The sequence below is a fragment of the Micrococcus sp. TA1 genome, from assembly GCF_014199555.1.
GTDB lineage: Bacteria > Actinomycetota > Actinomycetes > Actinomycetales > Micrococcaceae > Citricoccus.
In genome coordinates, this window is the sequence record NZ_JACHNW010000001.1 from 414,814 (window position 1) to 427,740 (window position 12,927).

At 72.9% G+C, this 12,927-nt stretch carries 13 protein-coding genes; 8 read left to right on the plus strand and 5 right to left on the minus strand.

All coding sequences use genetic code 11. The features are described from left to right. Positions 1-94 precede the first annotated feature (94 nt). Together ilvA and GGQ69_RS01725 are read left to right on the plus strand one after the other, a co-directional pair. Positions 95-1,309: a threonine ammonia-lyase gene (gene ilvA / locus GGQ69_RS01720; RefSeq protein WP_221243445.1), complete on the plus strand. Its 1,215-nt coding sequence runs from the start codon at positions 95-97 to the stop codon at positions 1,307-1,309. A gap of 50 nt (positions 1,310-1,359) precedes the next feature. Then, the gene (locus GGQ69_RS01725; RefSeq protein WP_183523786.1) at positions 1,360-1,938 is read left to right on the plus strand and encodes a DoxX family protein; all 579 of its coding nucleotides are present in this window, start codon (positions 1,360-1,362) and stop codon (positions 1,936-1,938) included. Positions 1,939-1,966: 28 nt separating this feature from the next. On the opposite strand, the gene GGQ69_RS01730 is transcribed toward GGQ69_RS01725, so the two are convergent. The 3 genes from GGQ69_RS01730 to GGQ69_RS01740 form a co-directional block, all read right to left on the minus strand. Then, positions 1,967-2,611, minus strand: a complete 645-nt coding sequence (locus GGQ69_RS01730; protein ID WP_183523789.1) for a GPP34 family phosphoprotein — start codon at positions 2,609-2,611, stop codon at positions 1,967-1,969. A gap of 118 nt (positions 2,612-2,729) precedes the next feature. Then, on the minus strand, positions 2,730-3,221 hold the full coding sequence (gene greA, locus GGQ69_RS01735; protein WP_183523792.1) for a transcription elongation factor GreA: 492 nt from the start codon (positions 3,219-3,221) through the stop codon (positions 2,730-2,732). A gap of 285 nt (positions 3,222-3,506) precedes the next feature. After that, positions 3,507-3,971, minus strand: a complete 465-nt coding sequence (locus GGQ69_RS01740) for a DUF4307 domain-containing protein (protein ID WP_183523795.1) — start codon at positions 3,969-3,971, stop codon at positions 3,507-3,509. 126 nt (positions 3,972-4,097) lie between these two features. Between GGQ69_RS01740 and mca the strand changes: the two genes are divergently transcribed. From mca to GGQ69_RS01755, 3 genes are all read left to right on the plus strand, one after another. After that, positions 4,098-5,171, plus strand: coding sequence for a mycothiol conjugate amidase Mca (mca, locus tag GGQ69_RS01745; protein ID WP_183523810.1), 1,074 nt, complete (start codon positions 4,098-4,100; stop codon positions 5,169-5,171). A gap of 54 nt (positions 5,172-5,225) precedes the next feature. Further along, entirely contained in the window at positions 5,226-5,660 is a 435-nt protein-coding gene (locus GGQ69_RS01750) for a hypothetical protein (RefSeq protein WP_010142948.1), read from the plus strand. A 61-nt stretch (positions 5,661-5,721) separates the two neighbouring features. Beyond that, positions 5,722-8,010, plus strand: a complete 2,289-nt coding sequence (locus GGQ69_RS01755) for a thioredoxin domain-containing protein (RefSeq protein WP_183523813.1) — start codon at positions 5,722-5,724, stop codon at positions 8,008-8,010. A 37-nt stretch (positions 8,011-8,047) separates the two neighbouring features. On the opposite strand, the gene GGQ69_RS01760 is transcribed toward GGQ69_RS01755, so the two are convergent. Further along, entirely contained in the window at positions 8,048-8,785 is a 738-nt protein-coding gene (locus GGQ69_RS01760; protein WP_370577160.1) for a hemolysin III family protein, read from the minus strand. Positions 8,786-8,904: 119 nt separating this feature from the next. On the opposite strand from GGQ69_RS01760, the gene GGQ69_RS01765 reads away from it, so the two are divergent. Beyond that, positions 8,905-9,678, plus strand: a complete 774-nt coding sequence (locus tag GGQ69_RS01765; RefSeq protein WP_010142945.1) for an isoprenyl transferase — start codon at positions 8,905-8,907, stop codon at positions 9,676-9,678. A gap of 356 nt (positions 9,679-10,034) precedes the next feature. Further along, positions 10,035-11,333 carry a PhoH family protein gene (locus GGQ69_RS01770; protein WP_255459517.1) on the plus strand — a complete coding sequence of 433 codons (1,299 nt, stop codon included), beginning with the start codon at positions 10,035-10,037 and terminating at the stop codon, positions 11,331-11,333. A 313-nt stretch (positions 11,334-11,646) separates the two neighbouring features. Here GGQ69_RS01770 and GGQ69_RS01775 read toward each other — a convergent pair whose 3' ends face one another. Further along, positions 11,647-12,291 carry a rhomboid family intramembrane serine protease gene (locus GGQ69_RS01775; protein ID WP_183523822.1) on the minus strand — a complete coding sequence of 215 codons (645 nt, stop codon included), beginning with the start codon at positions 12,289-12,291 and terminating at the stop codon, positions 11,647-11,649. 97 nt (positions 12,292-12,388) lie between these two features. Here GGQ69_RS01775 and GGQ69_RS01780 point away from each other — a divergent pair, with 97 nt between their 5' ends. After that, on the plus strand, positions 12,389-12,895 hold the full coding sequence (locus GGQ69_RS01780; RefSeq protein ID WP_183523825.1) for an A24 family peptidase: 507 nt from the start codon (positions 12,389-12,391) through the stop codon (positions 12,893-12,895). The last annotated feature ends 32 nt before the right edge of the window (positions 12,896-12,927 follow it).

The following is a 12,927-nucleotide window of genomic DNA, read 5'->3' on the forward strand; positions in this document are numbered from 1 at the left end:
CGGTGTTGACGCCGGTGCCGACGCCGTGGGTGAGGCCTCCGGGACCCGCCCGGTCCTGCCCGTCACCCTCGCCGACATCGAACAGGCCCGCGAGATGCTGCGGGACGTCATCGTCCCGACGCCGCTGGACCACTCCCGGGCCCTGGGACGGGTCACGGGCGCCACGGTGCACCTCAAGTGCGAGAACCTCCAGCGCGCCGGATCATTCAAGGTCCGGGGCGCCTACGTGCGGATGGCCAAGCTCAGCGACGAGGAGAAGGCCCGCGGCGTGGTGGCCGCCTCGGCCGGCAACCACGCCCAGGGAGTGGCCCTGGCTGCCTCCAAGCTCGGGATCAAGGCCCGGATCTTCATGCCCCTGGGCGTGGCCCTGCCCAAGCTCCAGGCCACCCGGGACCACGGTGCCGAGGTGGTGCTGTACGGAAACAACGTGGACGAGGCCCTCGCCGAGGCCCAGCGGTACGCCGAGGAGGTCGGCGCCGTGTTCATCCATCCCTTCGACAACGCGGACGTGGTCGCCGGCCAGGGCACCATCGGCCTGGAGATCCTCGAGCAGGCACCCGACGTCGACACCCTGGTCATGGGGATCGGCGGCGGCGGACTGCTGGCGGGGGTGGCGGTGGCCGTCAAGGAGATGGCCCGGCGCCAGGGCCGGCACATCAACATCATCGGCGTGCAGGCGGAGAACGCGGCGGCGTACCCGCCCTCGCTGGCCGCGGACGCCCTGGTGCCGCTGGAGACCGTGTCCACCATCGCCGACGGCATCGCCGTGGGCAAGCCGGGACAGATCCCGTTCCAGATCATCCGGGAGCTCGTGGACGGGGTGGTGACCGTCTCGGAGGACGCCATCGCCAACGCGCTGGTGTTCCTGCTGGAGCGCTCCAAGATGGTCGTGGAGCCGGCCGGCGGGGTCGGGGTGGCCGCCTTGCTGGAGGGCAAGCTGGCCGAGCTGGGCATCCAGTCGAAGCACACCGTGGTGCTGCTCTCGGGCGGGAACATCGACCCGATGCTGATGCTCAAGGTCATCCAGTCCGGCCTGGCCGCGGCCGGGCGTTACCTGACGGTGAAGATGTCCCTGCAGGACCGGCCCGGCGAGCTGTCCACCATCTCGCGGATCATCGCCGAGACGGACGCGAACGTCACCCGCGTGGACCACACGCGCATCGGCGGATCGCTGGGCATGGGCGACGTGACGATCACCATCGACATGGAGACCCGCGGCCTGGACCACTCCGAACAGGTGCTGGGCCGGTTGCGCGCCTCCGGGTACCAGCCGCAGGTCGACCAGCACCAGCCGCGCACCGAGCGCTAGGGTGGGCGGCGCGCACCCGCGCCATCATTCGCCCACCTGGAAGGACCCCGATGAGCTACGAGAACCCCACCCCCAACGCGACCACCGCCGCCCGGACGCTGTTCCGCGTCGGCCTCGGCGGAGTACTGATCGCCCACGGCACGCAGAAGCTGTTCGGCTGGTTCGGCGGCGGCGGCCTGGAGGGGACCAGCCAGGGCCTGCACGCCATGGGCTTCCGCCCGGGCAAGACCAGCGCCGTGCTCGCCGGGGTCGGTGAGGCCGGCGCCGGCCTGGCCCTGGCCCTCGGCCTGGCGACGCCGGCCGCCGGGGCGGCAGCGGCCACGACGATGGGCGTGGCGGCCAGCGTGCACGCCCCCCAGGGCTTCTTCGCCACCGAGGGCGGCCTGGAGTACCCCGCGGTGCTCGGCCTGGCCGCCACGGCCTTCGCGGTCGGCGGTGCCGGGCGGGTGTCCCTGGACGCGGCGACCGGCCACGTCCTGGACCGGCCCTGGATGCGGGCGGCCGCCGTCGCGGCCATCCCCGTGGCCATCGGCGTCCAGGTCTACCGCCGCCACCAGGCGCTGGCCGCGGAGGGGACGCCGGAACCGGCCGTCACGCCCGTGGAAGAGGGCTCCACGGATCCGGCCTGAGCGGTCAGGCGGCGTCGGGGCGACCGGCTCAGGCCGCGCCGGCCGCGGTCACGGCGACCGTGGTGGAGGCCGGGATGGTGCCCACCCTCCGCTGCAGGGCCGCCACGGCGGGATTCTCCTGGGAGACGGCCACGATGCGTCGTGCCAGCCCGCGGCGGTCCAGGTCGCCGCGGGCCGGGCCGAGCAGGCCGTAGGCGAGGTTCAGGGCCTTGAGGATGCCGAGCTCGGTCCCGTCGGCCCGGGTGGCCTCACGGGTCCCGGCCAGGACCTCGCCGAGCCGCTGGCGCAGGGCGATCTCCGGTGCCGGGCTGGTGATGACGTAGTGAGGGGCGCGGAACCGGCGGGGGACCTCCTGCACGATGCCCTGCCGGGCCAGCGCGTGCCCCACGGCCCGCTCCGGATCCAGCGCCGGGCTGGCCAGCAGCGCGGAGATCCTCTTCCCGGACAACCGGTCCAGGGCGGGCAGCGAGGCGTCCAGCACGGGATCCCCGGTGGTGCCGGCCCGCACCACCGCGACCCGGGGGTCCCGGCCCTGGCCGACGTCGATGACCCCGGCCTCGGCCAGGTCCGTCAGCAGGGCCGCGACGAGCCCGTGGCGGCGGTATCGCGAGACCCTCTCGGCGGCCCCGTTGTCCTTGGTCAGCAGCAGGAAGGTCTCTTCGACGATGAGCATGACCCCAACCTAGCAACAACGACGGCGGCGCACCGGTGCGAAACCGGTGCGCCGCCGTCGTGATCCGTCCGTGCCCCGGGCCCTGGGCAGGGCCCGGCCGGGGCCGTCTCGGGGTGGCTCAGCCCTGGTAGGGCTTCGCGGAGACGATCTCCACGGTGATGTCCCTGCCGTTCGGGGCCGAGTAGGAGAGCGAGTCGCCCACCTTGGCGCCCTGGATGGCCTCACCGAGGGGGGAACGCTCGGAGTAGACGGTGATCGAGTCCTTGTCATCGGCGATCTCGCGGTTGCCGAACAGGAAGGTCTCCACGTCGCCGGCGATCTTCGCCTCGACGACCATGCCGGGCTCCACCACGCCGTTGTCGGCCGGGGCGGCGCCGATCACCGCGGTCTCGAGGAGGTACTTGAGCTCCTGGATGCGGCCCTCGTTCTTGGACTGCTCCTCGCGGGCGGCGTGGTAGCCCCCGTTCTCCTTGAGGTCACCCTCCTCGCGGGCCTGCTCGATGCGGTCGATGATCTCCTGGCGGCCGGGACCGGAGATATGGTCCAGCTCCTGCTTCAGGCGGTCGTAGGCCTCCTGGGTCAGCCAGGGAGCGCTGTCGGTGTTGCTCATGGACGCGTCTTCTCCTTCGGGTCGGTCGACTGGGCGGACGGGCCGGGACGACCGGGACCGCACAGTGCTTCCGGTGCATGGCGCTGTGCTGCGAGTGCAGCCCGGGTGGCATCCATGCAAGAACCCCGCCGGAGGAGCCTTCACGGACCGGAATCCGTACGGGCCCCGTCAGGCGGGGTCGAGAACCAATGCGGTCCACTCTAACGGATCTGCTTCACATCCGTCACGCCCGTCGTGATCAGCGTCTCAGTTCGTCACGGAGTCCGGTCGCTCCGGACGCGCGGCTCAGGGCTCGCCGATCCAGCAGGAGTTGACCCCGCCGTTGACGCCGAGCTCGTCGGTGCGCAGGGTGACGTCGTAGTACCGGGTCCGGTCCGAGGGCAGGCCGCTGCCGGTCTCGTCCTCGGGCCCGATCACCACGGTGCGCCATCCCACCACCGCGTACTGCTCCGACAGGACCTGGACGGCGCACTCCACGGTGTCCTCGGGGTCCTTGGTGAGCTGGAAGGTCACCGAGGCCCGGGTGGGGGAGGAGATCTCGAACCCCACGTCCTTCCAGTCCAGGGTCCGGCTGGTGGCCGAGACGGTGAGCCAGGCCACCACGCCGACCGCGAGGACCAGTGCCGCCGCCGCGACCCAGCGGCCCCAACGGGTCCAGAAGGTCGGGCCGGTGCGCTGGGAGCGCCCATACCGGTTCGCTAGGCTGTCCCTCGGCGCTTGGTCCGCCGAGGCCTGGGGTGAGGGATCCATATCGCTCCATGGTATCCCGGCGACCCGAGGCTCCACCGACGTCCACCGGACCGTGCAGGTCCCCGATCATGCCGCCTCAGCACGCCCGCCGGGTGTGGGACGGGGCGGGAAAGCAGCCGAGGCCACGTGAGCAGTTCTTCCCTGATCGACCCGGACGGTACCGGCGCGCCGGAGTTCGGCGTCCCGGTGGGCCAGGCCGACTACGGAACGGTCGAGGCCGAGGCCTCGCACGCCGGTCCCGAGGCCCGCGGCGTCCCGGCCTCCCACGGCCTGCGCCTGATGGCGGTCCACGCCCACCCGGACGACGAGTCGTCGAAGGGCGCCGCGATGATGGCCGCCTACGAGGAGGCCGGGGCGGAGGTCATGGTGGTGACCTGCACCGGCGGCGAGCGGGGGGACCTGCTGAACCCCGCCTACGGGGACACCGTGCGACTGGACCGCGACATCACCGGGGTGCGCCGTGCCGAGATGGACGAGGCCGGCGCGGCCCTGGGGATCGAGCACCGGTGGCTCGGGTTCATGGACTCCGGGCTGCCCGAGGGTGACCCGCTGCCGCCGTTGCCCTTCGGTTGTTTCGCCACCGTCCCCCTGGACCGGGCCACGGCGCCGCTGGTGCGCGTGATCCGGGAGTTCCGGCCCCACGTGCTGATCAGCTACGACGAGATCGGCGGCTACCCGCACCCGGACCACATCAAGTCCCACGAGATCACGGTGGAGGCCTACCGGGCCGCGGGCGACCCGGAGCGGTTTCCCGGGCTGGGCGAGCCGTGGACCCCGTCCAAGCTCTACTACGACCGCGCGTTCAACCCGGACAAGTACCGGGCCCTGCACGAGGCCTACCTGGCCGCGGGCGAGGAGTCCCCGTTCACGGAGCGGATGGCGTGGTACGAGAAGCTGCTGGCGGAGGAGCGGGACGAGCGTGAGGCGGCCGCTGCCGAGGAGCAGGAGGCGCAGTCCGGTCCGGCCCGGTTCCGCATCACCGACCACCGGGTCACCACGCAGATCGACGTGGCCGACTACCTCGAGCGGCGCGATGCCGCCCTGCGGGCGCACCGGACCCAGGTGGACCCGACCGGTCACTTCTTCGCCGCTCCCAATTCCCTGCTGCGCCGGACCTGGCCGTGGGAGGACTACGTCCTGATCGACTCCCGGGTGGAGACCACCCTGCCGGAGACCGACCTGTTCACCGGCCTGCGCTGAGGCCGGTCCCCGCCGTCGGCCGGGGGCGGGCGGCCACCGGTAGAATGGTCGACCGTGATCGCCTTCCCGCCCCTTCTCCTGTCCGCCTCCGCCGTCCCGGGTGACGGTGATACGGCCGTCGGACAGCCGATGCCGGGCGTGCCCGAACCGACCCTGAAGCCGGGGCTGGACCAGACCGAGGTCACCCCGGGCATCGAGGGCTTCCTGTTCACGGCGCTGATGGTGGCCATGGCCATCGTGGTCATCCGGCTCATGGTCCGCTCCATCCGCCGGGTGCAGTACCGTTCCGGCCAGGCCGAGGACATGCTCGTGAACCGCTACCAGGGCTACCTCCCGGAGGACGTGCGCCACCCGGAGGAGGACCTCGACGTCGACCGGCGCTCCGGCTCCGACATCGACATCCAGCGGGCCCGGTTGCAGAAGAAGTATCCCGGATACCTCGACGGCCCGGCGCCGGAACCGAAGGCACCGGACTCCGGCCGGGACTGAGCGGCCACGGAGCGTCGGGGCAGGCTGGAGGGACGGGGATCGCCCGCCCTACCGTGGGGCCATGGCCAACCAGCTCGCCGATGCGACCAGCCCCTACCTGCTCCAGCACGCCGGCAACCCGGTGGACTGGCGGCCCTGGGGGCCCGCGGCCTTCGCCGAGGCCGCCCGCCGGGACGTCCCGGTCTTCGTCTCGGTCGGCTACGCGGCCTGCCACTGGTGCCACGTCATGGCGCACGAGTCCTTCGAGGACGAGGACACCGCCCGTGAGCTGAACGCCCGCTTCGTGGCGGTCAAGGTGGACCGGGAGGAACACCCGGACGTGGACGAGGCGTACATGACCGCGACCCAGCTGCTGACCGGTCAGGGCGGCTGGCCGATGAGCGTGTTCACCACCCCGGACGGGCGCCCCTTCCACGCGGGCACCTACTATCCGCCCACGCCCCGCCACCACGGCGGGGGAGGGCGTACGCCGTCCTTCCGCCAGGTCCTGGACGCGGTGCACGCCGCCTGGACGCACCGCCGGGGTGAGGTCGAGCAGGCGGCGGCCGCCCTGGCCGCCGGGGTGGGCCGGCAGTCCACGGCGCTGGCCGCCGTCGTGGTCGGGGCGGAGCAGGCCCCGGCGGAGACCGACGCCGGACCGGAACCGTTCTCCGGTGCCGTCAGCGAGGCGATCGCGCAGCTGGCACGCCTGGAGGACGCCGGGCACGGCGGTTTCGGCCCCGGGGCGCCCAAGTTCCCGCCCAGTCCCGCCCTGGGTTTCCTGCTGCAGGCGGCCGCCACGGGACCCCGACCCGCCCGGGCGCAGGCGTGGGCCCTGACCGCACGCACCCTGGCCGTGATGGGCACCTCGTCCCTGGCGGACCCGGTCTCCGGGGGATTCGCCCGCTACGCCACGGACCAGACCTGGGCGCTGCCCCACTTCGAGAAGATGCTCTACGACAACGCCCAACTGCTGCGCTGGTACGCCCGCTGGGCGGTGCTCGGGGACCACCTGGACCACCTGGCGCCGCTGGACCCGCGCCATCCGGCCCTCGCCCGCCGCCTCGCCCTGGGCACGGCGTCCTGGCTCGCGGAGCAGATGACCACCGCCTCCGGGGCGTTCGCCGCCAGCCTGGACGCGGACACCGTGGTGGACGGCCACCCCGTGGAGGGGGCGACCTACACGTGGACGCCCGCAGAGCTGCGTGCGGCCCTGGCCGCGGAGGCTCCCGAGGCCGGTCCCGCCGAGGTGGGGCACCTGGCGGAGGTCCTGGCCGGGGTGCCCGTGGAGCCCGGCACCGCGGCGTTGACCCTGCACGCCGGCCGGTTGCTCACGGAGGCCGAACAGGACCTGTGGGACCGGGCCCTGCCCGGGCTGCGGCGGCGGGTGGCGTCCCGGCCGCAACCGGCACGGGACGGCAAGGAGGTGGCGGCCTGGAACGGGATGACCGTCACCGCCCTGGCCGAGGCGTGGGCGCTGCTCGGAGAGGACCGGCTGCTGGACCAGGCGCTCGCCGCCGGGGAGGCAATCTGGCGGGTGCACTGCCGGCCGCTGGCCGTCGCGGCGGCGGGGGCGGGCGGCGAGGCGCCACGGGGAGCCGACGGCACCGCGCGCGGTCCCGCCCACGTGCTGCGCTCGGCACTCGACGGCCGGCCCGGCCCGGCCGCCGGGACGCTCGCCGACCACGCCCAGGCGGCCGGGGCCTTCATCGCGCTCTACCGCTCCACCGGCCGCCGGCGCTGGAAGGTGCGGGCACGGACGGTAGTGGATGCCGTCGTCGGGACCCTGGTGGTCCGGACCGACCACGGGCCGGCCCTGCTGGCGGCCCCGGCCGGGGACGCCGTCCTGGCCGCGGCGCAGGGCGGCCCCTCCTTCGCCTCCCCGCTGGACGGCGCCGAGCCGTCCGCCCTCGGGGCCTGGGCCGAGGTGCTGCTGCAGTGGCACGTGCTGGCCCCGGTCCACGCCGGGACCCTGCCGGCCGGGGGAGCCCGGGCGTGGGCGGAGCGGCTGCTCGCACACCTGGCCCGGCTGGGGGCGCAGGCCCCGCTGGAGACCGCCACGGTCCTGCGGCTGGCGGCCCGGCACGGTGCGGTCGAGGACCTCCTGGTGGCCACCGGGGGCGCCGCCGAGGACCGGCGACGGGCCCTGGCCTGGGCGATCGTCCGCGGTGTGGTCGGTGTCCAGGCGTCTCCCGAGCCGGCCACCGGTCCCGATGTCGCGGCGGACCCGGACGACGTCACCGCCGGGCGGGGCTCTCGCGACGGCGGAACGGCCCTCTACCTGTGCCACGGGACGTTGTGCCACGCCCCCGTGGACGGTACCGACGCCCTGGACCGGCTGGCCGGCCGGGGGCCGGCCCCGGACGCGTGAGGCCCGGATATGGGCGGCCCGGCGGCGGGCGGCGGGATCAGGCCTGCAGCACCGCGACCATGATGGCGACGTAGTGACAGGCGAAGCCGCCGATGGTGAAGGCGTGGAACAGCTCGTGGAAGCCGAACCACTCGCGGTGGAGGTTCGGCCGCTTGAGGGCGTAGAACACGGCGCCGATGATGTAGCAGGCCCCGCCCGCGCAGACCAGGACGGCGGCCACCGCGTCGGCGGCGAAGAAGTCCGCGATGAACAGCAGGGCCGCCAGCCCGAGCAGGACGTAGACCGGGGTGTAGAGCCAGCGCGGCGCCGCGGTCCAGAACACCCGGAACGCCACGCCCGCCACGGCCCCGACCCAGACACAGCCCAGCAGCAGCGTGGCCTTGCCCGGGGGCAGCAGGGCGATGGACAGGGGCGTGTAGGTGCCGGCGATGACCAGCATGATGTTCGTGTGGTCCAGTCGCTTGAGCACCAGGGCCACCCTCGGCGTCCACTGCACCAGGTGGTAGACCGCCGAGACCGCGAACAGCATCAGCCCGGTGAGGGCGTACACCGCGCTGGCCCACGTCAGGCCGGGGGTGGGCGCCAGGACGACCAGGACGATGCCGGCCGCCAGGACCAGGGGAACCATCGCGGCGTGCAGGTGGCCCCGCATCCGCGGCTTGAAGTCGGGGTGGTCGGGATCCGTCACGCGCTCCATGCGCCAGCGACGGCGCGGTGAGGACTGCTCGGCCAGGCCCGGGGCACCGGCCGAGGGGTCGGCGACGGGGTGCTGCATCATTACCCCAGAGTAGTCCGGCCGTCTGGGGAGGAGCTGGGTCGCGCCCGGGGTTCGCTACCGTAGACCCCAGCAGGAGCGCCGGCACGGGGCGCGCCGCGGCCGGAAGGTGGGGGACCATGGTGGGACCGAACGTGGTCTACAGCATCTATGAGCGGGTCATCGCCTCGAGCCTGGACCCGGAGCGGCTGCCGCGGCACATCGGCGTGGTCCTGGACGGCAACCGCCGCTGGGCCAAGGCCTCGGGGGCGACCACGGCGGACGGCCACCAGGCCGGTGCGGAGAAGATCCACGAGTTCCTGGGCTGGTGCGACGAGCTGGGCATCAAGGTCGTGACGCTGTACATGCTCTCCACGGACAACATGAACCGCCCCCCGGACGAGCTGGAACAGCTGGTCGGCATCATCGGCAACACCCTGGCGCGGCTGGCCGACGGCCTGGAGAACGGCCACCGGGTCCGCGTGCAGGCCGTCGGCGCGCCCGACCTGCTCCCCGAGGGCCTGGCGGAGACGCTGGAGGACCTGCAGGCCCGCACGGCGGACGCCGAGGGGGTGCACGTGAACGTCGCGGTGGGCTACGGCGGCCGCCGGGAGATCGTGGACGCGGTCAAGGAGCTGCTGCTGGAGGCCGACGCCGCCGGCCGCAGTGCCGCGGACGTGGCCGCGGAGCTCACGGACGAGCAGATCTCCGACCGCCTCTACACCCGCGGCCAGCCGGACCCTGACCTGGTGATCCGCACCTCGGGCGAGCAGCGCCTCTCCGGGTTCCTGATGTGGCAGTCCGCCTACTCGGAGTTCTACTTCTGCGAGGCCCTGTGGCCGGACTTCCGCCGGGTGGACTTCATCCGCGCCCTGCGGGACTTCGCCTCCCGGCAGCGCCGCTTCGGGTCCTGACCACGCCGGCCCCGACGCGGGGCCGTGACCCGTTGGCGATACCTTCACCGAAAGTTAATCACGTCACCTGGCGCTTTCTCCTCCCGCACCCCGGCGCGCGGTCCTACGGTGGGGGTATCAGTCGCCGACGGGCACGGATCGAGTCGATCCGCACCCGGCGGATTGATCGGAAAGGCCAGGCCGTATGCCGTCACTCCCGACAGCACGCAGCGGGGGGCCGTTCCGGCCCCCGGCCGGTCCGCCCCACCCCGCCCCTCGATCATCGGGGCGCGTGCCCCGGTCTGGAGTCCGACGTGGATAACCTGTCTACCGCCCTGGCCGCCACCACCCCGGAGGCCACCCAGCCCGCACCACGGATGAGCGTGGGGGAGCGGTCCTACCTGCTCGACACCTCCGTGCTCCTGTCCGATCCGCGGGCGATCCTGCGCTTCGCCGAGCACGAGGTGATCCTGCCGATCGTGGTGATCTCGGAACTGGAGAAGAAGCGGGACGACCCGGACCTGGGGTACTTCGCGCGCAAGGCGCTGCGGCTGCTGGACGAGCTGCGGATCGAGCACGGATCGCTGAACCGCCCGGTGCCCCTGGGCACGGAGGGCGGATCGCTGCGGGTGGAGCTGAACCACATCTCCGTGGACGTGCTGCCCCACGGGTTCCGGTCCACCGAGAACGACGCCCGCATCCTGGCGGTGGCCAAGAACTTCGCCGACGAGGGGCGCGACGTCACGGTGGTCTCCAAGGACCTGCCGATGCGCGTCAAGGCCTCGGCCATGGGACTCCAGGCCGACGAGTACCGCAACGAGCTCGTCCGCGACTCCGGCTGGACCGGCACGGCCGAGGTCAGGGCCACCGAGGAGGAGGTCAACGCCCTCTACGCGGGCGACCCGGTGGCGGTGGCAGAGGCGGCCGAGCTGCCGGTGAACACCGGACTGGTGATCACCTCGCCGCGCGGATCCGCCCTGGGCCGGGTGGACCAGCACCGCAACACCCAGGTGGTCCGTGGGGACCGGGACGTGTTCGGCCTGCACGGCCGCTCCGCGGAGCAGCGCCTGGCCATCGACCTGCTGCTCGACCCCACCGTCGGCATCGTGTCGCTGGGCGGCCGGGCCGGTACCGGTAAGTCGGCGCTGGCACTCTGCGCCGGACTGGAGGCGGTGATGGAACGCCGCGAGCACCGCAAGGTGGTGGTCTTCCGCCCGCTCTACGCCGTCGGGGGGCAGGAACTGGGGTACCTGCCCGGTTCGGAGTCCGAGAAGATGAACCCCTGGGCCCAGGCCGTGTTCGACACCCTGGGAGCCCTGGTCTCCACCGAGGTCCTGGACGAGGTGGTCGACCGGGGGATGCTGGAGGTCCTGCCGCTCACCCACATCCGCGGCCGGTCCCTGCACGATTCCTGGGTGATCGTGGACGAGGCGCAGTCCCTGGAGAAGAACGTGCTGCTGACGGTGATGAGCCGCATGGGACAGAACTCCAAGATCGTGCTCACCCACGACATCGCACAGCGGGACAACCTGCGGGTGGGCCGGCATGACGGCATCGCGGCCGTCGTCGAGACCCTCAAGGGGCACCCGTTGTTCGGCCACGTCACGCTGAACCGGTCGGAGCGCTCGCCGATCGCCGCCCTCGTGACCGAACTGCTGGAGGACGCCTCCATCTGAGGGAGGGCGCACCGGACGGGCGAAAGAAAGAGGGGCCGCTGCACGAGGTGCAGCGGCCCCCTGGCGGATCGGGCCGGTCCCCGCGGAGGGGGGGATGGGGGAACCGGGGCGAATCCACCGTTGACCATGGCCCCGTGAAACGGGATGAGAGGCCATGGAGCCGGAGGCTTCCGTCGGTGCACTTATCACTGAGTCGGTATCACACGGATGGAAGCGGTTTCAGCATACCTGCCACCGGCGCGAATGACTACCACTTGGGAGAAGTTGACACCAGCGACCTTCGGGCAGGATTTGCCGGGCATGATCCCGGTCGTCACAACTCCTGCAGGGCGCGCCGCTGCCGCAGGTCCCGGCGGGCCTGGCGGGTGTCCGCGAAGGCCACCACCACGCCCGCCGCCGCGCCGGCCAGGTGGCCCTCCCAGGAGACGCGCGGATTGAGGGGCAGGAAGCCCCACACGAAGCCGCCGTAGAGCAGGACCGTGACCACGGCGCCCAGGACCGCCGAGAACCGCCGGGACAGCACGCCGTAGGTGACCAGGAAGGCCGCGTAACCGTAGACCACGAGCGAGGCGCCGATGTGGTTGGTGCCGATCCCGCCGATCACCCAGGTGAACAGCCCGCCGAGCAGCCAGACGCCGGCCGTGATCAGCCACCACCGGTGCGTGATCCACGCGATCATGACGCCCAGGACCAGCAGCGGGACGGTGTTCGAGATCAGGTGCCCGAACCCGGAGTGCAGCAGGGGGGCGAAGAGGATGCCGCTCATGCCACCGGGTTCCAGCGGCTGGATGCCGAACTGGTTGAGCCGGCCGCCGGCGAACAGGTCGATGAACTCCAGGACCCACATCAGCGCCACCAGGACGGCCACGGGGACCGTCCGCTGGACCCACTCCGGCCAGGAGCGGTAGGTCGTCACGGGGGAGGGGCTGGTGCTGGGGCGGTCCAGGGGGCCGGGCATGGGCCCAGTCTAGGCGGCGGCCACGGCCCACCGTCGCCGTCCACAGCGTCGGTGCGTCCGGCCCGGGGCCGTCGCCGGGGGTCCTAGGCTGGGGTCCATGCCGAATGTACTGGTCGAGGCGGCCCGGGACGGGAACTGGTTGCTGGTGGCCTGTGCGGTGGCGGCGCTGGCACTGTTCGCGGTGTGCGCGGTCGTGCTCACCGTGACGGACCTGCGCGAGCACCGGCTGCCCAACCAGTGGACCGGGGTGCTGGCCGCCGGAGGCGGGGTCATCCTGGGCCTGGGGTGCCTGGCCAGCGACACCGGGTGGACCCGGTTCTGGGGCATGCTCGGGGGCGGCGCCGTCTACCTCGCGCTCATGCTCGTCCTGCACCTGCTCAGCCGGACCGGCATGGGCATGGGCGACGTCAAGCTCGGCGGCGCACTCGGCCTGTACGCCGGGTGGCTGGGCTGGGACCACCTGTTCGGGGCGATCGTCGTCGCCTTCGTCGTGGGGGGACTGGTGGCCCTGGTCCTCGTCGCCGCCCGGCGGGCCACCGGGTCCACCCACCTGCCGTTCGGTCCGGCCATGCTGGCCGGCACCGCCGTCGCGCTGCTGGCGTGACCGGCGCCCGTCCCGCGCCCGGGTTGTAGCGT